The sequence below is a fragment of the Mycobacterium sp. GA-1199 genome (assembly GCF_001500045.1).
In the GTDB taxonomy this organism is placed as follows: domain Bacteria; phylum Actinomycetota; class Actinomycetes; order Mycobacteriales; family Mycobacteriaceae; genus Mycobacterium.
The window spans coordinates 1-20,914 of record NZ_LQIX01000014.1; the positions used below are offsets into that span (position 1 = coordinate 1).

Annotated in this window: 21 protein-coding genes and 1 pseudogene; 14 read left to right on the forward strand and 8 right to left on the reverse strand. The window is 67.7% G+C overall.

Translation table 11 applies throughout. The features are described 5' to 3' along the window. The first annotated feature begins 71 nt into the window (after positions 1-71). The 5 genes from AU198_RS11875 to ribD are packed head-to-tail and all read left to right on the forward strand — an operon-like array spanning position 72 to position 4,630. Positions 72-608, forward strand: coding sequence for a LemA family protein (locus AU198_RS11875; protein ID WP_064348342.1), 537 nt, complete (start codon positions 72-74; stop codon positions 606-608). 42 nt (positions 609-650) lie between these two features. After that, positions 651-1,580, forward strand: coding sequence for a methionyl-tRNA formyltransferase (fmt, locus tag AU198_RS11880; protein WP_064348343.1), 930 nt, complete (start codon positions 651-653; stop codon positions 1,578-1,580). Further along, entirely contained in the window at positions 1,577-2,950 is a 1,374-nt protein-coding gene (locus AU198_RS11885) for an RsmB/NOP family class I SAM-dependent RNA methyltransferase (protein WP_064348344.1), read from the forward strand. The genes fmt and AU198_RS11885 overlap by 4 nt, the downstream gene beginning before the upstream one ends. A gap of 4 nt (positions 2,951-2,954) precedes the next feature. After that, entirely contained in the window at positions 2,955-3,632 is a 678-nt protein-coding gene (gene rpe / locus AU198_RS11890; protein WP_064348345.1) for a ribulose-phosphate 3-epimerase, read from the forward strand. Next, the gene (gene ribD, locus AU198_RS11895) at positions 3,629-4,630 is read left to right on the forward strand and encodes a bifunctional diaminohydroxyphosphoribosylaminopyrimidine deaminase/5-amino-6-(5-phosphoribosylamino)uracil reductase RibD (protein WP_064348346.1); all 1,002 of its coding nucleotides are present in this window, start codon (positions 3,629-3,631) and stop codon (positions 4,628-4,630) included. The genes rpe and ribD overlap by 4 nt, the downstream gene beginning before the upstream one ends. Before the next feature lie 88 nt (positions 4,631-4,718). Here the strand turns inward: ribD and AU198_RS11900 are convergent. The 3 genes and pseudogenes from AU198_RS11900 to AU198_RS11910 all read right to left on the reverse strand — a co-directional run. Next, positions 4,719-5,708, reverse strand: a pseudogene (locus tag AU198_RS11900) (ABC transporter ATP-binding protein); the annotation flags it as partial. A gap of 4 nt (positions 5,709-5,712) precedes the next feature. Then, positions 5,713-6,762, reverse strand: coding sequence for an ABC transporter permease (locus AU198_RS11905; RefSeq protein WP_064348347.1), 1,050 nt, complete (start codon positions 6,760-6,762; stop codon positions 5,713-5,715). 47 nt (positions 6,763-6,809) lie between these two features. Then, a complete protein-coding gene (locus tag AU198_RS11910; protein ID WP_197416100.1) occupies positions 6,810-7,364 on the reverse strand; it encodes a type 1 glutamine amidotransferase domain-containing protein in 555 nt (184 codons plus the stop codon). A gap of 171 nt (positions 7,365-7,535) precedes the next feature. Here AU198_RS11910 and AU198_RS26405 point away from each other — a divergent pair, with 171 nt between their 5' ends. Beyond that, positions 7,536-7,697: a hypothetical protein gene (locus tag AU198_RS26405; RefSeq protein ID WP_197416101.1), complete on the forward strand. Its 162-nt coding sequence runs from the start codon at positions 7,536-7,538 to the stop codon at positions 7,695-7,697. A 15-nt stretch (positions 7,698-7,712) separates the two neighbouring features. On the opposite strand, the gene AU198_RS11915 is transcribed toward AU198_RS26405, so the two are convergent. Both AU198_RS11915 and AU198_RS11920 read right to left on the reverse strand, forming a co-directional pair. Beyond that, positions 7,713-9,338: an MFS transporter gene (locus AU198_RS11915; RefSeq protein ID WP_082690988.1), complete on the reverse strand. Its 1,626-nt coding sequence runs from the start codon at positions 9,336-9,338 to the stop codon at positions 7,713-7,715. Continuing rightward, positions 9,296-10,000 (reverse strand): LppX_LprAFG lipoprotein, encoded by a 705-nt coding sequence (locus tag AU198_RS11920; protein WP_064348348.1) that lies wholly within the window; start codon positions 9,998-10,000, stop codon positions 9,296-9,298. The genes AU198_RS11915 and AU198_RS11920 overlap by 43 nt, the downstream gene beginning before the upstream one ends. A gap of 103 nt (positions 10,001-10,103) precedes the next feature. Between AU198_RS11920 and AU198_RS11925 the strand changes: the two genes are divergently transcribed. Continuing rightward, positions 10,104-10,703 carry a riboflavin synthase gene (locus tag AU198_RS11925; protein ID WP_064348349.1) on the forward strand — a complete coding sequence of 200 codons (600 nt, stop codon included), beginning with the start codon at positions 10,104-10,106 and terminating at the stop codon, positions 10,701-10,703. 38 nt (positions 10,704-10,741) lie between these two features. Here the strand turns inward: AU198_RS11925 and AU198_RS11930 are convergent, their stop codons facing one another. Further along, positions 10,742-11,068 (reverse strand): hypothetical protein, encoded by a 327-nt coding sequence (locus tag AU198_RS11930; protein WP_064348350.1) that lies wholly within the window; start codon positions 11,066-11,068, stop codon positions 10,742-10,744. A gap of 179 nt (positions 11,069-11,247) precedes the next feature. Between AU198_RS11930 and AU198_RS11935 the strand changes: the two genes are divergently transcribed. From AU198_RS11935 to AU198_RS11945, 3 genes are read left to right on the forward strand one after another with little or no spacing between them, the layout of a single operon-like run. Then, entirely contained in the window at positions 11,248-12,567 is a 1,320-nt protein-coding gene (locus tag AU198_RS11935) for a bifunctional 3,4-dihydroxy-2-butanone-4-phosphate synthase/GTP cyclohydrolase II (RefSeq protein ID WP_064348424.1), read from the forward strand. Continuing rightward, a complete protein-coding gene (ribH, locus tag AU198_RS11940; protein ID WP_064348351.1) occupies positions 12,564-13,043 on the forward strand; it encodes a 6,7-dimethyl-8-ribityllumazine synthase in 480 nt (159 codons plus the stop codon). The genes AU198_RS11935 and ribH overlap by 4 nt, the downstream gene beginning before the upstream one ends. Continuing rightward, positions 13,040-13,489, forward strand: coding sequence for a PH domain-containing protein (locus tag AU198_RS11945; RefSeq protein WP_064348352.1), 450 nt, complete (start codon positions 13,040-13,042; stop codon positions 13,487-13,489). Before ribH ends, AU198_RS11945 begins: the two co-directional genes overlap by 4 nt. On the opposite strand, the gene AU198_RS11950 is transcribed toward AU198_RS11945, so the two are convergent. Continuing rightward, positions 13,476-13,943: a GNAT family N-acetyltransferase gene (locus tag AU198_RS11950; RefSeq protein ID WP_064348353.1), complete on the reverse strand. Its 468-nt coding sequence runs from the start codon at positions 13,941-13,943 to the stop codon at positions 13,476-13,478. The two genes, AU198_RS11945 and AU198_RS11950, sit on opposite strands and share 14 nt — an antisense overlap. Then, positions 13,940-15,898 (reverse strand): gamma-glutamyltransferase family protein, encoded by a 1,959-nt coding sequence (locus tag AU198_RS11955; RefSeq protein WP_231744658.1) that lies wholly within the window; start codon positions 15,896-15,898, stop codon positions 13,940-13,942. The genes AU198_RS11950 and AU198_RS11955 overlap by 4 nt, the downstream gene beginning before the upstream one ends. Before the next feature lie 53 nt (positions 15,899-15,951). Between AU198_RS11955 and uvrC the strand changes: the two genes are divergently transcribed. The 4 genes from uvrC to whiA are packed head-to-tail and all read left to right on the forward strand — an operon-like array spanning position 15,952 to position 20,865. Next, positions 15,952-17,946, forward strand: a complete 1,995-nt coding sequence (uvrC, locus tag AU198_RS11960) for an excinuclease ABC subunit UvrC (protein ID WP_064348354.1) — start codon at positions 15,952-15,954, stop codon at positions 17,944-17,946. An 11-nt stretch (positions 17,947-17,957) separates the two neighbouring features. Then, positions 17,958-18,857 carry an RNase adapter RapZ gene (gene rapZ / locus AU198_RS11965; protein ID WP_197416102.1) on the forward strand — a complete coding sequence of 300 codons (900 nt, stop codon included), beginning with the start codon at positions 17,958-17,960 and terminating at the stop codon, positions 18,855-18,857. Next, entirely contained in the window at positions 18,854-19,891 is a 1,038-nt protein-coding gene (gene yvcK, locus AU198_RS11970) for a uridine diphosphate-N-acetylglucosamine-binding protein YvcK (RefSeq protein WP_064348356.1), read from the forward strand. Before rapZ ends, yvcK begins: the two co-directional genes overlap by 4 nt. Continuing rightward, the gene (gene whiA, locus AU198_RS11975; protein WP_156431580.1) at positions 19,888-20,865 is read left to right on the forward strand and encodes a DNA-binding protein WhiA; all 978 of its coding nucleotides are present in this window, start codon (positions 19,888-19,890) and stop codon (positions 20,863-20,865) included. Before yvcK ends, whiA begins: the two co-directional genes overlap by 4 nt. The last annotated feature ends 49 nt before the right edge of the window (positions 20,866-20,914 follow it).

The window sequence follows — 20,914 nt, forward strand, 5'->3', positions numbered from 1 at the left end:
CGTGAGCTCGACGTCGATTCCGCTGAGCGCCTCGGCAACGCGGACGTCGGCGGAGGGGGAGGAGGCGGCTCATGGTGACGCTGCTACTGACGATCGCACTGGTGCTGGCCGTGCTGGCGTTCATCGTCTTCGTGGTCGGCTACAACAAGCTGCGTTCGGCCGACGTCCGCGTTGCCGAGGCGCTCAGCGGAATCGACGTCGAGCTCACGCGCCGCGCATCGCTGATCCCCAGTCTCGTGCACACCGTGCAGACCTTCGCCGCACACGAGAAAGGCATCCTCGACCACGTCACCAACGCACGCGCCGCGCTGACCTCGGCCACCACCGGTACGTCGGTGGCACAACGAAGCGCCGCCGAGAAACAGCTCGACACCGCGCTGGCACCGCTATTGGCGCTGGGCCAGAACTACCCGCAGCTGAACTCGTCGAACAACTTCCTCAATCTGCAGGAGAACCTCACCGACAGCGAGAACAAACTCGCGTTCGCGCGCCAGTACTACAACGACTCGGTCGCGACGCTGAACCGGTTGATCACCACGATCCCGTGGATGTTCGTCGCACCGATGACCGGAGTGTCCGAACGCGAGTACTACCAGACCCCGCGCTGAGCACCCGGACGTCGTCACCGCCGCCGTCTCTAGACTGACGCGGTGCGCATCGTCTTCGCCGGCACCCCGGAACCTGCCCTGCCGTCGCTGCGCCGTCTCATCGAATCACCACGCCACGACGTCGTCGCGGTGCTGACCCGCCCCGATGCGGCATCGGGGCGGCGCGGCAAGCCTTCACCGTCGCCGGTCGCGCGGTTGGCGCTCGAACACGACATCCCGTTACTGCGGCCGCCGAAGCCGAACTCCGAGGAGTTCATCGCCGAACTGACCGAGCTGGCACCGCAATGCTGCGCGGTGGTCGCCTACGGCGCGCTGCTCAGCGAGCGACTGCTCGCGGTGCCCGAACACGGCTGGGTGAACCTGCACTTCTCGCTGCTGCCCGCCTGGCGCGGGGCCGCACCGGTACAGGCGGCGATCGCCGCGGGCGACACCGTGACCGGCGCGACGACCTTCCTCATCGAACCCGCCCTGGACTCCGGTCCCGTCTACGGCGTCGTCACCGAAACCATCCGGCCGACGGATACGGCCGGTGATCTCCTTGAGCGACTGTCCATTTCGGGTGCCGAGCTGCTCGAGCGCACGCTCGACGGGATCGCCGACGGCACGTTGACGGCGGTACCGCAGCCATCGGAGGGAGTGACGATCGCCCCCAAGATCACCGTCGACGAGGCGCGCGTGCGCTGGGATCTGCCCGCTCATGTCATCGAACGGCGGATCCGCGCTGTCACACCGAATCCCGGCGCGTGGACGATGATCGGCGACCTTCGCGTCAAAGTCGGTCCCGTCACCGTCGACGGGGCCTCAGAAGCCCTGGCGCCCGGCGCGATCCGCGTCAGCCGCGACGGCGTGCGCATCGGCACCGCCTCGGACCCGGTGCTGCTCGGGCTGATCCAGCCACCGGGTAAGAAGCTCATGAACGCGGCCGACTGGGCCCGCGGCGCCCGCCTCGACGACTCGGCACGAGCCGAATGACCAAGCCCCGCAGGAACCGTCCGCAACGACGCAAGCCGCTTGACCCGGCTCGTCGCGTCGCATTCGACGTGTTGCGCGCCGTCTCGGAAAAGGACGCCTACGCCAACCTCGCCCTGCCGGCGTTATTGCGGGAACGCGGCATCAGCGGCCGAGACGCCGCCTTCGCCACCGAACTGGCATACGGCGCGTGCCGTACCAGGGGGCTGTTGGACGCGGTCATCGGTCACGCCGCGGGCCGCCCCACCGACAAGATCGACCCGGTCCTGCTCGACCTGCTGCGGTTAGGCGCCTATCAGCTGCTGCGCACCCGGGTGGAACAACACGCCGCGGTGTCCACCACCGTCGAGCAGGCAGGTATCGAGTTCGATTCGGCCCGTGCGGGTTTCGTCAACGGAGTGCTGCGCACGATCGCCTCCCGCGACGAGCAGTCCTGGGTCGCGGAACTGGCCCCCGACGCGGTGACCGACCCCGTCGGTCATTCGGCGTTCGTGCACGCGCACCCGCGGTGGATCGCGCAGTCCTTCGCCGATGCGCTGGGCGCCGACGCCGGTGAGCTCGACGCGTTGCTCGCCAGCGACGACGCCCGGCCCGCCGTGCACCTGGCCGTCCGCCCCGGCGCGTTGACCGCGCAGGAGCTGGCCGAGCAGGCCGACGGCACGGTGGGGCGGTATTCGCCGTACGCGGTGTACCTCACCGGCGGTGACCCCGGCCGGTTGCAAGCGGTGCGCGACGGCGCCGCGCTGGTGCAGGACGAGGGTAGCCAACTCGTCGCGCGGGCGCTGACCCTGGCCGGGATCGACGGCGCCGACGGCGGACGCTGGTTGGACCTGTGCTCGGGCCCCGGCGGGAAGACCGCCATGCTGGCCGCGCTGGCCCCCGACGGTGCCCGCGTCACCGCGGTGGAGCCCGCACCCGCGCGGGCCGATCTCGTCGAACAGAACACCCGCGGCTTGCCCGTGGACGTGCTGCGCGTCGACGGTCGTGACCCGGGTGTGGAACCCGGCTTCGATCGGGTGCTCGTTGACGCCCCCTGCACCGGCCTGGGCGCGCTGCGGCGCCGGCCCGAGGCACGGTGGCGCCGTAGACCCGCCGATGTGCCACCGCTGGCGAAACTGCAACGGGAACTTCTGGCGTCGGCGATCCGGTTGACGCGTCCGGGCGGCGTGGTGCTCTACGCCACCTGTTCGCCGCACCTGGCCGAGACCGTGGGCGTCGTCTCCGACGCGTTGCGCCGACACCCAGTGACGGCGGTGGACACCCGGCCGCTGTTCGCGCCTGCGGACAATCTCGGCGACGGGCCCCATGTGCAGTTGTGGCCGCACCGCCACGGCACCGATGCGATGTTCGCCGCGGCGCTCAAAGTAGGGTAGGCCCATGGCAGGACCCCTGATCGCGCCGTCGATCCTGGCCGCCGACTTCGCCAGGCTCGCCGACGAAGCCGAGGCCGTGCGCGGTGCCGACTGGCTGCACGTGGACGTGATGGACAACCACTTCGTTCCGAACCTGACCATCGGTCAGCCGGTCGTCGAGTCGCTGCTCAAGGTGACCGACATCCCGATGGACTGCCACCTGATGATCGAGAACCCCGATCGGTGGGCACCGCCGTACGCCGAAGCGGGCGCCTACAACGTCACGTTCCACGCCGAGGCCACCGACAATCCGGTCGGCGTCGCCCGAGACATCCGGGCCGCGGGCGCCAAGGCGGGGCTCTCGGTCAAGCCGGGCACCCCGCTGGAGCCGTACCTGGAGATCCTGCCGGAGTTCGACACGCTGTTGATCATGTCGGTGGAGCCGGGATTCGGCGGCCAGAAGTTCATCCCCGAAGTTCTGGCGAAGGTCGGTACGGCCCGGCGGCTGGTGGACGCGGGGGAGTTGACGATCGTCGTGGAGATCGACGGCGGCATCAACGCCGACACCATCGAGCAGGCGGCCGAGGCGGGGGTCGACTGCTTCGTCGCGGGTTCGGCGGTCTACAGCGCAGAGGATCCCGCCGCGGCGGTGGAGTCGTTGCGCAGGCAGGCCGCCGCCGCCTCCAAGCATCTGCGGGCATGAGCCTGGAAGCCGCGATGCGGCTGGCGGTCCAGCAGGCTGAGAAGGTCAAGGGTACGACCTACCCCAATCCGCCTGTCGGGGCGGTCATTCTGGATCGCGACGGCGAGGTGGCCGGTGTGGGTGCGACCGAACCCCCTGGCGGGCCGCACGCAGAGGTGGTCGCCTTGCGAAGGGCGGGCGAGCGCGCGGCGGGAGGCACCGCCGTCGTGGCGCTCGAGCCGTGCAACCACTACGGCCGCACACCGCCCTGCGTCGATGCGCTTGTCGCCGCCGGTGTTTCGGCAGTCGCGTATGCGGTCACCGACCCGAACCCGATCGCTGCGGGTGGGGCAGCGCGCCTGGCCGAGGAGGGGGTGGCCGTGACCGCGGGCGTACTCGCCGACGCGGTGGCAGGCGGCCCGCTGCGCGAGTGGCTGCACAAACAGCGCACCGGATCACCGCACGTGACATGGAAATTCGCAACCAGTGTGGACGGTCGCAGCGCAGCCGCGGACGGCAGCAGCCAGTGGATCACCAGCGAAGCCGCCCGTGCGGACGTACACCGCAGGCGTGCCGTCGCCGACGCGATCGTAGTCGGGACCGGCACCGTCTTCGTCGACGATCCGACGCTGACGGCGCGACTGCCCGACGGTTCCCTCGCCGACCGCCAGCCACTGCGAGTTGTCGTCGGGGAGCGTGAGATATCCCAAGAGGCAAGGGTTCTCAACGATGACTCACGCACGATGGTGATCCGCACCCGCGATCCCCATGAAGTGGTCAAGGCGCTGTCCGACCGGACCGACGTGCTGCTGGAGGGTGGCCCCACGTTGGCCGGGGCGTTCTTACGCGCCGGCGTCATCAACCGGATCCTGGCCTACGTCGCACCGATCCTTCTCGGTGGCCCGATCACGGCGGTGGACGACGTCGGTGTGCTGAGCATCGCGCACGCCCAGCGGTGGCGCTTCGACACGATCGAGCCCATCGGTCCCGACGTGCTGCTGAGCCTCATTCCGGGGTAGCCGGGTCCTCGCCGCTCAGCGGGCCCTCGTCTGATTCGCCGCTCAGCGGGCTCTCGCTCAATTCGCCGCTCAGCGGGCTCTCGCTCAATTCGCCGCTCAGCGGGCGGTGCTCCATCAGGTCGCGCACTCCTGCCATACCCAGCCGCTCCCGAAATGCCTGAACCGTGTACCCCACGACGGTCGCATCGGTGCGCGCCTTGGCCGTCGCCGACCGGGGGAGGTGGAACAGCGGTCCGATCTCACCGAAGTAGTCGCCCTCGGTCGCCAACGTCAGCAATTCCTCACCACCACCGGACAATTCGCGCATGATCTCGATCTCGCCCCGGTCCACGATGTAGATCAGGTCGCCCATGGTGCCCTGCTCGAACAACACCTCACCGGCTTCCAGCTCCACGGTCTCCGGCGGGCGATCGGCGGAGGCGAAGTTCGGCACCATCTCGACCACCCGATCCGCCAGCGGCAGGATCCGGCTGTCATGTGTCGCGACCACCACCATCCTGGTGCCGGAGGCCAGCTCGCGGATCAGCTTCAGCACCTCTTCGACCTGGATGAAATCCAGATGCGCCGTGGGCTCGTCGGCCAGAATCAGCGGTGGATCGAGTGCGATCGCCCGGGCCACCGCCACGCGTTGCTGCTGCCCGCCGCTGAGGTCACCTGGGCGGTGGTCGAGACGGTCCTGCAGCCCCACCCGCGCCAGCAACTGTTCGGCCCGCTTCCGGGAAGCCCGGCGCGACATAGCATTTGCGCGCAGCGGCACCATCACGTTCTCGACGGCGGTGAGGCTGGGGACCAAATTGAAGGCCTGGAACACAAATCCCACCGTCTCGCGGCGGTATCTCGCGAGTTCGTTGGCGCTAAGCGAGGTCACCTCGACGTCGCCGAATTTTATGGCACCAGAAGTGGGTTGCAGGATCCCGCCGAGGCACGACAACAGCGTTGTCTTCCCGCATCCGCTGGGGCCCATCAGGATCACCAGTGAGCCTGCCGCGACGTCGAGATTCAAGCCGTCGATCGGGCGCACGGCGTGCCCGCCGCTGGTGTATTCGACGACGAGATTCTGGATCGACAGATCGCCCATCGGCTCAGGGCCCCCCGAACGCCAGCGCGGGATCCACTGACACCGCGCGACGTAACCCCGCCGCGCTGGCGATCAGCCCGATCACCACCGCGACCACCGGCAGCGCGACGAAGGCTTCTGTGGGCACGATCACCTGCATGGGGAACAGAGGTCCGAGCAGCAGCGACAGTCCGGCGCCGACCAACGCGGCCAACAGCGCCACGATCACCGCCTGCAACGCGAGCCCGGCCATCACCGAACGGGTGGGCACCCCAATCGCTTTGAACACCGCGAAGTCTCGCAGCCGTTCCAGCGCAGACAGGTAGACCACCGAACCCACGATCAGCGCCGCGACGATCCACAGCAGGATCGCGACGATGGTGATGGAGTTGACGGCCACCTTCAACGGGCGCAGTAGGTCATCGATCGCTCCGACGCGGTCGACCGCTCGATAACCGTTGGGCACCTGCTCGAGCGACCCGCGCACGCCGATGGAGGCGACGAGAGGCTCACCGCCGTACACCAACTGCTGGGCGCCCTCCGTGGTGAGGAACACATTGGGCAGGTTGGCCAATGCGGTCGAGTTCTCCACCAATCCGACGATACGCAGCCTCTGCGAAGCGATCTCGACCTCGTCGCCGACCCCGCGACCCAACGTCGTCGACACCGCGACCTCGTCGAGTTCCTTGGGGGCGCGCCCTTCGATGACTGCTGGCATCCCCGGTCCGCGTTCTGGCGCACCGAAGATGTCGATGTTGCGCGTATCCCCGTCCAAATTCGCGGTGCCGCCGGCGTAGGCGAGGGGAGCGGCGGCCTCGACGCCGGGAGCCGCGGCGATACGACGCAACTCCACCGGCGCGAACGGCGTCGCCCCGACGAACGGTCCGGATGCGCCGGCCTTGACGATGAACTGGTCGACGCCGAGGGAGTCGACGGTGCGCCTGGCCTCGGTCTGGAAACCGTTGGCCAAACCCGTGAGAACCAGCGTCATTCCGAAAATGATCGCCGTGGACAGCACCGCGATGACGAAACGCCGCCTTCGCCACTGCATGTCGCGCAGCGCGGCGATGAGCATATCGGTGACGTTACCCCGGCTACTGTGGTCGGCGTATCGGGTTTCTGCTACTTCGCGAAGGCGCTGACCAACGTGTTGCAGAAGGCGGGCAGGTCATCGGGCTTGCGGCTGGAGACCAAAGTGTTTGGCCCACGCGAGCATTCGACAACCTCGTCATCCACCCAATTCGCTCCGGCATTGACCAGGTCGGTCTTCACGCTGGGCCACGACGTCAGGGTGCGTCCGCGCACCACGTCCGCCTCGATGAGCGTCCACGGCCCATGGCAGATCACCGCGACCGGTTTACCCGCATCGAAGAAGCTTTTCGCGAACGCGACCGCGTCGGCGTTCATGCGCAGGTTGTCGGGGTTGGCGACACCGCCGGGCAGGACCAACGCCGCATAGTCCGACGCGGACACCGATTCGGCCGACTTCTCGGCGTCGAACGTGTCGGCGGGGGTCAGGTGATTGAACGCCTGGATCTTGCCAACCTCCGTCGACACCAGCTCCGGGGTGCCCCCGGCCTGCTCGACGGCCTTCCACGGCTCGGTCAGCTCCACCTGCTCGACACCTTCGGTAGCGACCAGGAACGCAATCTTCTTGCCATTCAGTGAACTTGCCATGAGCTTTCTCCGTTGAGGTTAGGTGTGATGCCACGCATACCCCGCGCGTCGAGGAGTCAATCAGCGCGCTCACCTCGGTACACTCGTACCAGAGTGGGCCGTGTATGGCCCTCCGTAGTCGCGCTTTCACCGACGATTTGCGCCCGTGAGCACGAACAAAGGACGACGACCATGACTGCACTGCAGGACTGGCTCAGCTATCGCCCGATGCATCCCCGGACCCTCAAGGCGTTGATCTGCGGACCGTTCCGCGCCCAGGCCGTCGACCAGCAGGGGAATCGGGTGAAGCCGGCCGAGCCGGCGCTGCTGCGCCCCGGCCTCGAGCGCTGCTAGGGCCATCGAGCGCGTTCAGGCTCCGTCAACGCGATCGGCTGCCGCTTCCCCGACCAATTCCGCGGGTTCGTCGGCGTGCTCCTGCTTGCCGCCGATGAGTAGGCCAAGGAGCGCGCCGACCACGCAGACTGCAACCGTGACCAGGAAGATATCGCCGTACTGCAGCACGTAGGCCTCGCGATAGCGGGCCCCTTCGGCCGCCAGGCGTTCGGCAAGCGTGTCGGCCGGCGGAAACGGCAGAGTTTGTAGGTGCTGGTTGAGCCGATAGAGCCCCCACGCGGTGAGCGCGGCTAGGCCGATCAGCATGCCGATCATCCGTGCCACCACCACCGCCGCCGATGCGATGCCGTGCTGCGCGGCGGGCACCACCCGTAACGTCGCCGAGGTCAGCGGTCCGATCACCAAGCCCAGGCCGAGACCGGCGATCGCCAGATCGGTGTCGAGCACCGGCAGGGCGACGAACCCGAGGTCGTGGTGGGTGGTCAGCACGTCGGTGCCCCACATCGAGATCAGGTAGTAACCGCCTCCGGCGATCAGCAGGCCGACGAAGGCCACCAGCCGGTCCCCGATGCGGGTCGCGACCCACCCGCCGATCACGGCGCCGATGGGCAGCGCGATCAGGAAGCGCAGCAGCAGGAGCACCGCGTCAGTCTGGTTCTTGCCGAGAACGCCCTGACCGAAGAGTTCCACGTTGACCAGCGTCACCATCAGCGCCGCGCCCGCGCACAGGGACGCGCCCAGCGCAGCGAGGAATGGCCGGAAGTGCACACCGGCGGGTTCGATCAGACGTGTGCGGGAATACCGCTCCCAGACGAAGAAGGCCACCAGGGCCACCAGCGCGGCCAATAGCACCGGAAGTCCGTAACTCGGCAGGATCTTGCGACCGTCCGGTGCCGGGTTGTACAGCCCGATCACCACCAGGCCCAGGGCGACGGCCAGCAGAACGCCGCCGACGACATCCACCCGTTCAGGATTCTCGGGTTTGAGGCGGGAGGGCAGGCTGAAGTGGATCAGCACCATCGCCACGGCGGCCAACGGCAGGTTGATCCAGAACACGTCGCGCCACGTGTTGAGCACCGCCACCACGGCGATGCCGTAGAGCGGACCCAGCACGCTGCCCAATTCCTGCGCGGCGCCGATCCCGCCGAGCACCGTGGCGCGGTTGCGGCTGGCCCACAGGTCTGCCGCCAACGCCAGTGTTACCGGCAGCAGCGCGCCGCTGGCGACGCCTTGGATGGTGCGCCCGATCACCATCGGAAGCAGGTCATTCGACATCGCGGTGACGACGGAACCGACCGCGAAGCCTGCCAGGCTGACCTGGAGGATGAACTTGCGACCAAAACGGTCGGACGCCCGGCCCAGCAAGGGCATCGCGGCGATGTAACCGAGCAGGTAGCAGGTGATGATCGGCGTCACCCTCTGCAGCTGATTGATCGGTATGCCGACGTCGACGATGATGTCTGTGATGATCGCGACGACGACATAGGTGTCGAGCGCGCCGAGCAGCACCGCGAGGCTGCCCGCGCTGATCGCGACTCGCCGATTCGACCTGTTGGTCAGAGCGGTTTCGGTGCGCGTGGCTCGTGTTGCCATCGACATTAGGCGGCCGGCGGCTTGGTGACCGTTACCGGTTTGCCCCATTCCGACACCGTCATGGTGACGCTGCTGTCCGAGTCGATCTGCAACTTGACCTGGGACAATTTGTGATCGCCGTCTTCAGCGATCCATGCAGTCCCGGGCGCAGGACCGGTCATTTCGAGCTGCGGCGCGATCTTGTTGACCGCATCGGCGCTGACGTTGCCGGTGACGCGGACGGTCTCTACGCCGTTGACCGGTTCGCGGCCTTCGGCCTTCGGGTCGGAGAAGTTGTCCAATACGTTGCCCAAACCGGTCTCGGGGTTGAGTATCAGCGAAGCGTCGTAGATGTCGACGGCGGGACCGAAGTTCGACAACTGGCCCCCGGGAGTCAACGTGGCGTAGAGGTCGCCCCCAAAGACCACGAACTCAACGCCCTCAATACGCTGGCCCCCCATCAGCAGGTTGACCTTCCCTTGGGCAGTGAACGTGGGCGCGTTGCTCAAGTCGCCCTCGAGCAACTCGATGGGCAGCTTCTCGATCGTGCCGTCCACCGTCAGCTTGAGGTGTGCGCTCGTTTGCTTCTTGGTGGTTTCGCTGGACTGCTGCAGCAGGGTCGCGCCGTCGGGAAGGTCCTTCGTGGATTCCTCCGATGCAGAGGAACAACCCGCAAGCAGGGCGATGGCGGCGACGAGGGCGGCGAAGATCGTCAGGGGACGCATGGGCATGACTGCATCGTAGAGGGTCCGACCGTCTGAACTCGGCGCGCGGGGCGCAGCCTGGGCGTACGGGCACGTGCCGCGCAAAGGGTCACCTCGATAGTCTGGCGAGGTGTTCACCGGAATCGTCGAAGAGGTCGGCGAGGTCGTCGGTAAGGGAGATCTCGGCGATTTCGCCCGGCTCGCCATCCGCGGGCCGCTCGTCACCTCGGATGCCCGCCACGGTGACTCGATCGCGGTGAACGGCGTCTGTCTGACCGTCGTCGAAGTGGGCCCGGATGGAACGTTCACCACCGATGTGATCGGGGAGACGTTGAACCGGTCGAGCCTGGGCCGTCTCGCGGTGGGCAGCCCGGTAAACCTCGAGCGTGCGGCGGCGGTGAACAGCCGTCTCGGCGGGCACATCGTGCAGGGCCACGTCGACGGCACGGGTCACGTGATCGCGCGCACACCCTCGGAGCGCTGGGTCGTGGTGCGCATCGCGCTTCCGACCGCGCTGTCGCGGTATGTCGTGGAGAAGGGCTCCATCACCGTCGACGGCGTCTCGCTGACGGTGTCCGGGCTCGGCCACGACTGGTTCGAGGTGTCGTTGATCCCGACGACGCTCGATCTCACGATTCTCGGCCGCGCCGAGGTCGGCACGCTGGTCAACCTCGAGGTGGACGTGATCGCCAAGTACGTCGAGAGGCTGCTGTCTCCCCAAAGCGATTGACTCGCTGCCACTTTCACACCGGCGGTCTCACCCGGGGGCTAGTAGCCGAGCGGCCCGCGGAACTGCTGCATGACGTCGAAGAAGTCGCTGACCTGAGTGGTGGTCGGAACGAATTCGTTGAAGAACCGGTCGACCGCACCCATTTGATCGGGCGGGGCCATGTTTCGGGGCACGTATTGCCGCCACATGCCTTCGAGCACCCCCACCGCCGGGATGACGTCGGAAGCGGTGGTGCTGGGCCCGGGAGGTGCGATATCGGCCGGCTGAGCGGCCGCCTGCGGCGCGGCGGAAAGGAAGAGACCGGAGGCGGCCACGGCGCACGCGGCGAAGAGCAGCCTCGAGACGGTGAGACGTGACGCATTCATATGAGTCCCTTTGAGCGTGACCAGGAAACGTAGCGTAGACATCCGGCGACTCGGCCGAGGAACAATCCCGAAAATACACAGAGGTTCCATACTCTGCCGCCGACGCCGAAAGCGAGGGTAAACGTCCAGCTCAGCGGCCTGGCAATAAGTTTTGGACCCCGGTGGTTCATACTGATGTGGTGACGAGGCTTGACACTGTTGAGCGCGCGGTGGCAGATATCGCCGCGGGTAAGGCCGTCGTCGTGATCGACGATGAGGATCGCGAGAACGAGGGCGATCTCATCTTCGCCGCCGAAAAGGCGACGCCGGAGCTCGTCGCGTTCATGGTCCGCTACACCTCGGGCTACCTCTGCGTCCCGCTGGACGGCGCGATCTGCGACAAGCTGGGTCTGCTGCCGATGTACGCGGTGAACCAGGACAAGCACGGCACCGCCTACACCGTCACGGTGGACGCGAAAAACGGTGTGGGAACGGGTATCTCAGCTGCCGACCGGGCGACGACGATGAGGCTGCTGGCGGATCCGTCAAGCATCGCCGACGACTTCACCAAGCCCGGCCACGTGGTGCCGCTGCGGGCGAAGGACGGTGGCGTGCTGCGCCGCCCCGGCCACACCGAGGCCGCCGTCGACCTGGCGCGCCTCGCCGGGCTGCAGCCGGCCGGGGCGATCTGCGAGATCGTCAGCCAGAAGGACGAAGGCTCGATGGCGCAGACGGACGAACTGCGGATCTTCGCCGACGAACACGACCTCGCGCTGATCTCGATCGCCGACCTGATCGAGTGGAGGCGCAAGCACGAGAAGCACATCGAGCGCATCGCAGAGGCACGGATACCGACCCGCCACGGCGAATTCCGCGCGGTCGGCTACACCAGCATCTACGACGACGTCGAACATGTGGCGCTGGTCAAGGGCGACGTCGCGGGCCCGACCAGCGACGGCCACGACGTCTTGGTGCGCGTGCACTCCGAATGCCTCACCGGTGACGTGTTCGGCTCCCGGCGCTGCGACTGCGGGCCCCAGCTCGACGCGGCGATGGCGATGGTCGCCCGCGAAGGCCGCGGCATCGTGCTGTACATGCGCGGCCACGAGGGCCGCGGCATCGGCCTCATGCACAAGCTGCAGGCCTATCAACTGCAGGACGCCGGTGACGACACCGTCGACGCCAACCTCAAGCTCGGCCTGCCCGCCGACGCCCGCGACTACGGCATCGGAGCGCAGATCCTCGTCGATTTGGGCGTGCGATCGATGCGGCTGCTCACCAACAACCCGGCCAAGCGCGTCGGGCTCGACGGTTACGGCCTGCACATCATCGAACGCGTGCCGCTGCCGGTGCGGGCGAACAAAGAGAACATCCGTTACCTGATGACCAAGCGTGACCGGATGGGCCACGATCTGAGCGGGTTGGACGCCTATCACGAGGCCACCACCATGGCCGACTACGACGAGGGCGTGTACCTGCTCGGGGACCGCCGCCCGACCGACCTCGGCGGAGCCCTGTGAGCGGAACGGGCGTACCCGATCTTCCGGACATCGACGGATCGGGACTCAAGCTCGCCGTCGTCGCGAGCACCTGGCACGAGACCATCTGCGACGCGCTGCTCGACGGGGCGCTCAAGGTGGCCGTCGGAGCGGGGGTCGAGAATCTCACGGTGGTGCGGGTGCTGGGCGCCATCGAGATTCCCGTCGTGGCGCAGGCGCTGGCGGCCAATCACGACGCGGTCGTGGCGCTGGGTGTGGTGATCCGCGGGCAGACACCGCATTTCGACTATGTGTGTGACGCGGTGACGCAGGGCCTGACCCGGGTGTCGCTGGATGCGTCGACACCGGTGGCCAACGGCGTGCTGACCACGAACACCGAACAACAGGCTCTCGACCGGGCCGGGCTGCCGTCGTCGTCTGAAGACAAGGGTGCGCAGGCGGCGGCCGCCGCGTTGTCCACCGCGCTGACCTTGCGCGACCTTCGTTCAGGCTCATGACCGACTGGGACGTCGAGATACGCCCGCATCTGGCACCGTATTTCGCTTATGCCGCCGCAGCGGTGATCCTCGCCGCACATGTGACGGTCGGCGCATTGCTGAAGATCAGCTCGACGGGGGTGATCTTCCGGACCGCCGACCAGGTGGCTATCGCGCTGCTGGGGGTCGTCATCGCCGCGGTCGTCTTGATGTTCGCCCGGCCCCGGCTGCGCGTCGGCGCATCGGGTGTGACCGTGCGGAACCTCGTCGGCGACAAGACGATTCCGTGGTCGGACGTGGTCGACATCTCTTTCCCGCGCGGCGCGCGGTGGGCGCGCGTGGATCTACCCGACGACGAGTACATCCCGATCATGGCGATCCAAGCCGTCGACAAGGGGCGCGCCATCGACGCGATGGACCGCGTTCGCGGCATCGTCGAGCGCTACAAGGGCCTCAACTCACGCTGAGCGACATCGCGAGTTCGTCGAGCCCGGAGGTGGTTTGGTCGGGGGCGACGGTGAACCCGATGCTCTCGTAGACCTGACGTGCCGCCGCGTTGCTAGTCGCCACCCGTAACCGAACCGTGTGCGCGTTGTTGATGCGCGCCCAGTCGACGGCCGCGGCGACCAGCCACCGGGCCAGGCCGCGGCCCCGCGCCGCGGGTTCCAGCCACAGCGAGTACAGGTATACGGTCTCGCGGTTCTCCTGCTGCGCCCCGATCATGCCGATGGGACGGTCGCCGTCGAAAGCGACGAATTGGGCATGGTCGCGCAACCGCCGCCGCCACTGCGCTGCGGTGAAGGTTGCCTCGTCCCGGTAGCTCGGATCCTGTTCACCGAGCGAGTCGGCCAGCGCCCGCAAGCGCAGAACCGCGAAAGTCTGCCAGTCGGTTTCGCAGAGGTGGGCGACGCGTTCGGTCATCGGGTGTCGCCCATGACCAACCCTTCCCGGCGCGGATCCGCCCCGCCGATGAGGCCTGTGCTGTCCCGGGTGATTGTCGACAGGCCGCTTGATTGGTCGGCCAGGTCCACCTGATGGCCGAGTGCGCGCAACCCCTGCACCAGCGGGTCGTGGTCACCGTCATCGGAGGTGTCGATGATCGGATGCTCACCGCCGACGTTGGTCTTCGGCGTGTTCGCCGCGCCGAAGTCGACCATCGAGACCGCCTGCTGCGGGTCGAGTCCCCAATCCAGCATTCCGACAATGGTTTTCGCCACGAACTGGATGATCACGGCACCGCCGGGCGAGCCCAGGACCGCGTACAGGCGCCCACTCTCTTCGGGCCGGCCCTGCGCCTGGTCGAAGATCAGCGTCGGTGCCATCGTGCTGCGGGGTCGCTTACCGGGCTGGATCCGGTTGGCCACCGGTGCACCGTCGGGGCCTGTCGGCTCGGCCGAGAAATCGGTGAGCTGGTTGTTGAGGAGGAACCCGTCGACCATGTGGAACGAACCGAATGCCGATTCGACCGTGGTGGTCAACGACGCGGCGTTGCCCTGTGAGTCGACGATGCTGACCTGGCTGGTGCCGTGTTCCGGGACGGGCGGTGCGGGGCTGGTCGGCGGGCCGAACTCACCGGGTTTCGCGGTGCCCATGCTGTGCTGTTCGGAGATCAGCGCCGCCCGCCCGGCGAGGTAGTCGCTGCCCAGCAGCGTGTCGGATGAGGCGCCGGGCAGCGGCACGAAATCGGTGTCGGCGACGTACTTGTCGCGGTCGGCGTAGGCCAGTCGTTCCGCTTCGGATATGAGGTGTACACCCATGACCGACGGCCGGCCGCCGTTGAGGTCGACGTCACCCGGTTTGTGATCGGCCATCGGGAAGTGTTCGAGGATGCCGAGCGTCGCCAGGACGGCGATGCCGCCGGACGACGGCGGCGGCATCCCGCAGATCTCCCGTCCGCGGTACGGCCTGCACAGCGGTTCGCGTTCCTTGACCGTGTAGCCCGCGAGGTCTTCGACGGTCATCAGGCTCGGCGTCCGGCCACCGGATCCGTCGGCCGCCGCGGCGACGATGTCGCGGGCGATGGCTCCCGTGTAGAACGACGCGGGGTCGGTTGCGATGACGCCCAACGTCTTCGAGTATGCCGGGTTGGTCAGCCGGGTGCCCTCGGTCTTGGGGCTGCCATCGTCGTTGAGGAAGTATTCGGCGGCTTGGCGGTCGCGCTTGAGTTCGGGTGCCGCGTCATCGATGGCCGCCGCAAGCCTCGGGCTGATGTCGAAGCCGTCGTCGGCCATCGTGACTGCGGGGGCGAACAGGTCACGCCAGCCCGTCTTGCCGTGATCGGCGTGAACTTCGGTCAGCATCCGGACGATGCCGGGCACACCGATCGAGCGGCCCGAGGCCCTGGCGTCCGGCTTGGGCTCCGTGCGGTCGGTTTCCGACACCCAGCGCAGGTAATTCTCCGTGGCCGCGGCCGGCGCGATCTCACGACCGTCGTAGGCCTGCACCTCACCGGAGGCGGCGTCGAAGTAGAGCAGGAAGCCGCCGCCGCCGAGGCCGGAGGCCTGCGGCTCGACGAGGCCGAGAACGGCCTGCGCGGTGACGAGCGCGTCCGCCGCGGTGCCGCCGTCGCGGAGCACCTCACACGCGGCCTGCGTGGCCAGCGGATTCGCGGTGACCACCGAATAGCTGCTGGTGCGCACCGGCGTCATGTCGGTGCGGTAACCCGTGGCCACTTCGGGATTCACGGAGATGTCGCGGGAGGTCGGTGGCGAACCGGGAGAGGGGGCGGCGGTGGTCTTGGCCACCGGGGTGCCGTTCGCGACGATCGCGCACGGTCCGGCGGCCTCGGGCTCGCCGTCGTCGGTGGAGCAGCCGGCGAACACCAGCACCAACCCGGTCAGCGGGGCCATCACCTTGGTCAGCGACGAGATCCGCATCACTCGACGGTAGTGGATCGGGGCGGTCGGAACGCGGCAGTAACCTGGATTCCGTGCCCGATCCATCGACGTACCGACCCGCTCCCGGGTCGATCCCCGTCGAACCGGGCGTCTACCGATTCCGCGACCCGCACGGCAGGGTGATCTACGTCGGCAAGGCGAAGAGCCTGCGCAGCCGACTGAACTCCTACTTCGCCGACGTCGTGAACCTGGCGCCGCGCACCCGTCAGATGGTGATGTCGGCGGGCAGCGTCGAGTGGACGGTGGTCAACACCGAAGTCGAGGCGCTACAGCTCGAATACAACTGGATCAAGGAGTTCGATCCGCGATTCAACATCCGGTATCGAGACGACAAGTCCTACCCGGTGCTCGCGGTCACGCTCAACGAGGAGTACCCGCGGCTGATGGTGTATCGCGGGGCGCGGCGCAAGGGCGTCCGGTACTTCGGACCCTATTCGCATGCGTGGGCGATCCGCGAAACCCTCGACCTCCTGACGCGCGTTTTCCCGGCCCGTACGTGTTCTGCAGGAGTGTTCAAGCGCCACAGGCAAATCGATAGGCCCTGCCTGCTCGGCTACATCGACAAGTGTTCGGCTCCCTGCATCGGTCGGGTGAGCGCCGAAGAGCACCGCCAGATCGTCCTCGATTTCTGCGACTTCCTCGCCGGTAAGACCGATCGGTTGATCCGCGACCTGGAACACCAGATGAACGAGGCCGCCGAGGAACTCGATTTCGAGAGGGCTGCACGCCTGCGCGACGACATCGGCGCTCTCAAACGGGCGCTGGAGAAACAGGCGGTGGTGTTCGGCGACGGCACCGACGCCGACGTGGTGGCATTCGCCGACGACGAACTGGAAGCGGCGGTGCAGGTCTTCCACGTCCGCGGGGGCCGGGTGCGCGGCCAGCGCGGCTGGATCGTGGAAAAGTCCGGGGAGACGGGAGAATCAAGCCAGGAACGCCTGGTGGAACAGTTTCTGACGCAGTTCTACGGTGATCAGGCCGAATTGGGCGACGCCAGTGACAGCGGCGGCGACGAGGCGACCAATCCCGTTCCGCGCCAGGTGCTGGTTCCGTGCCTGCCCAGCAACTCCGACGAATTGGCGGCCTGGCTCAGCCAGTTGCGCGGCTCTCGGGTGTCGTTGCGCGTGCCGCAGCGCGGTGACAAGCGCGCGCTTGCCGAGACGGTCCGTCGCAATGCGCAGGATGCGCTCACCCAGCACAAGCTCAAGCGCGCGGGTGACTTCACCGCGAGAACCGCTGCGCTGCAGAGTATTCAGGATGCGTTGGGGCTGGCCGAGGCGCCGTTGCGCATCGAGTGCGTCGACATCAGCCACGTACAGGGCACCGATGTGGTGGCCTCGCTGGTCGTCTTCGAGGACGGCTTACCGCGCAAGTCCGATTACCGGCACTACGCGATCCGTGAGGCCGCGGGCGAGGGCCGCTCCGACGACGTCGCGTCGATCGCCGAGGTGACCAGGCGCCGGTTCTACCGTCACCTGCACGACGTGCAGCATCCGACAGAGCTCTCTGCGGAAGGGAAGTCGCGAAAGTTCGCCTACCCGCCCAATCTGTTCGTCGTCGATGGTGGTGCGCCACAGGTCAACGCCGCACAGGCGGTGCTCGACGAACTGGGCATCGCCGACGTGGCTGTGATCGGGCTGGCCAAGCGCCTGGAAGAGGTGTGGGTTCCGTCGGAGCCCGACCCGCTGATCATGCCGCGCAACAGTGAGGGGCTCTACCTCCTGCAGCGTGTTCGTGACGAGGCACACCGGTTCGCCATCGCCTATCACCGCAGCAAGCGTTCCAAGCGGATGACCGCTTCGGCGCTTGACTCGGTTCGAGGGCTCGGTGAGCATCGCCGGAAAGCACTGGTCACCCACTTCGGTTCGGTGGCCCGGTTGAAGGAGGCGTCGATCGAGGAGATCACCGCGGTACCCGGCATCGGTGTCGCCACCGCCCGCGCCGTGCTTGACGCGCTCGGCGTACCGCCCGAAAGCGACACGCCCGAGCCGGCCGTCGACGATGATCAGAGCAGGGTATCGGGATGACGGACCAGGGAATGCACGAGGAGCTTCGCGACGAGGCCAACGCCGACTCCGGCATCGACGTGGTTCTGGTCACCGGCCTCTCGGGCGCGGGCCGGGGCACCGCGGCCAAGGTGCTCGAGGATCTGGGGTGGTACGTCGCCGACAACCTTCCGCCGGAACTGATAGCGCAGATGGTCGAGTTGGGGCTGGCGGCCGGCTCGCGGATCACCCAGCTGGCGGTGGTGATGGACGTGCGCTCGCGCGGTTTCACCGGAGACCTGGACTGGGTGCGCAACGAGCTCGCGACCCGCAACATCGCGCCGCGGGTGCTCTTTCTGGACGCTTCTGACGAGAGCCTGGTGCGTCGCTACGAACAGAACCGCCGGAGTCATCCGCTGCAGGGCAATCAGACTCTGGCAGAAGGTATTGCGGCCGAGCGTGCGCTGTTGGCGCCGGTGCGCGCGTCGGCCGATCTGGTGATCGACACCTCCTCGCTGTCGGTGCCCGCGCTGCGCGAGAGCATCGAACGCGCCTTCGGTGGCGAGACCGTCGCGCACACGAATGTCACGGTCGAGTCGTTCGGCTACAAGTACGGGTTGCCGATGGACGCCGACACCGTGATGGACGTCCGGTTCCTGCCGAACCCGCACTGGGTGGACGACCTACGCCCGCACAGCGGTCAGCATCCCGCGGTCCGCGACTATGTTCTCGGGCAACCCGGTGCGGGCGACTTCCTGGAGACCTACCATCGGCTGCTCGACGTAGTCATCGACGGATACCGCCGCGAGGGGAAGCGATATATGACCGTCGCCATCGGATGCACCGGCGGCAAACATCGAAGCGTGGCGATCGCCGAGGCACTGGCGGCGCGGCTGCAGGGCGGTGATGACCTGACGGTGCGGGTGCTGCACCGGGATCTGGGTCGCGAATGACTTCATCTGATTCGCGGCTCGCCGCGGTGCGCATCGTTGCACTCGGTGGCGGACACGGGCTCTATGCGACCTTGTCGGCGGCGCGCAGGCTGACACCGCACGTGACGGCCATCGTCACGGTCGCCGACGACGGCGGCTCGTCGGGCCGGCTGCGCAACGAGCTCGATGTCGTGCCCCCGGGTGACCTTCGAATGGCATTGGCCGCGTTGGCATCCGACAGCCCACATGGCCGACTGTGGGCGACGATCATCCAGCACCGGTTCGGTGGCAGCGGGGCGTTGGCCGGACATCCGATCGGCAACCTGCTGCTGGCCGGCCTCAGCGAGGTCTTGGCCGACCCGGTCGCCGCGCTCGACGAACTCGGCCGCATCCTCGGCGTGAAGGGTCGCGTGCTTCCCATGTGCCCGATGGGGCTCGGCATCGAGGCCGACGTGGCGGGTTTGGAATCCGACCCCCGCATGAGCCGGGTCATCCGCGGACAGGTGGCGATCGCGACGACCGTGGGCAAGGTCCGCCGCGTGCGGCTGTTGCCCGGGGATCCGCCCGCCACCCGGCAGGCCGTGGACGCGATCATGGCGGCAGATCTGGTGGTGCTGGGCCCCGGCTCGTGGTTCACCAGCGTCATCCCGCATGTGTTGGTTCCCGAGCTGGCGGCGGCGCTGCAAGCGACCGCGGCACGCAGGGCTCTGGTGCTCAACCTGGTGGCCGAACCGGGGGAGACGGCGGGCTTCTCGGTCGAGCGCCACATTCACGTTTTGTCGCAGCATGCGCCCGACTTCACCGTGCACGACATCATCGTCGACGCCAGCCGAGTGCCCAGCGAGCGCGAGCGCGAGCAACTGCGCCGAACCGCGAACATCCTTCGTGCTCAAGTTCAGTTTGCTGACGTATCCAGACCTGGTACACCTTTACATGACCCGGCGCGGTTGGCCGCGGCATTGGAAGGTGTGCGTCTTCGCGGCGCCGCCGCTCCGGCGCCGGCAATGCCCACGTCGACAGCGAATGGACCGAGAGGTGACGACCCGTGGCGATGACAGCCGAGGTCAAGGATGAGTTGAGTCGGCTGATCGTCAACTCGGTCAGCGCTCGGCGCGCTGAGGTCGCCTCCCTGCTGCGGTTCGCCGGCGGACTGCACATCGTTTCGGGCCGCGTGGTCGTCGAGGCGGAGGTCGATCTCGGGATCATCGCCCGGCGGCTACGCAAAGACATCTACGACCTGTACGGCTACAACGCCACGGTGCACGTCGTGTCGGCCAGCGGGATCCGCAAGAGCACCCGGTACGTGGTGCGGGTGGCCAAGGACGGCGAGGCGTTGGCCAGGCAGACCGGTCTGCTCGATCTGCGGGGCCGCCCGGTACGCGGGCTGCCGGCCCAAGTGGTCGGCGGCAGCGTGGCCGACGCCGAAGCAGCTTGGCGCGGAGCATTTCTGGCGCATGGATCGCTCACCGAACCGGGACGCTCGTCGGCGTTGGAAGTCAGCTGTCCGGGTCCGGAGGCCGCACTGGCACTTGTCGGCGCCGCCCGCAGGCTGGGGGTGAGCGCGAAAGCACGCGAGGTGCGCGGTACCGACCGGGTGGTGGTGCGCGACGGTGAGGCGATCGGTGCGCTGTTGACGCGGATGGGCGCCCAGGACACCCGGTTGACGTGGGAAGAGCGTCGGATGCGACGCGAGGTTCGGGCCACCGCCAACCGGCTGGCCAACTTCGACGACGCCAACCTGCGGCGCTCGGCGCGCGCGGCCGTCGCCGCGGCCGCCCGCGTGGAACGGGCGCTGGAGATTCTCGGCGACACGGTGCCGGATCATCTCGCTTCCGCGGGCAAGCTGCGCGTCGAGCACCGGCAGGCGTCGTTGGAGGAATTGGGCCGGCTCGCCGATCCGCCGATGACGAAAGACGCTGTAGCGGGCCGCATTCGCCGGTTGCTGTCCATGGCCGACCGCAAGGCCAAGCAGGACGGAATTCCCGACACCGAGGCGGCCGTCACCCCGGACCTGCTCGAGGACGCCTAACTCGATTCGCCATACGGCGGGCATTTCGGCGAAAAGCGTGTGACAAGCG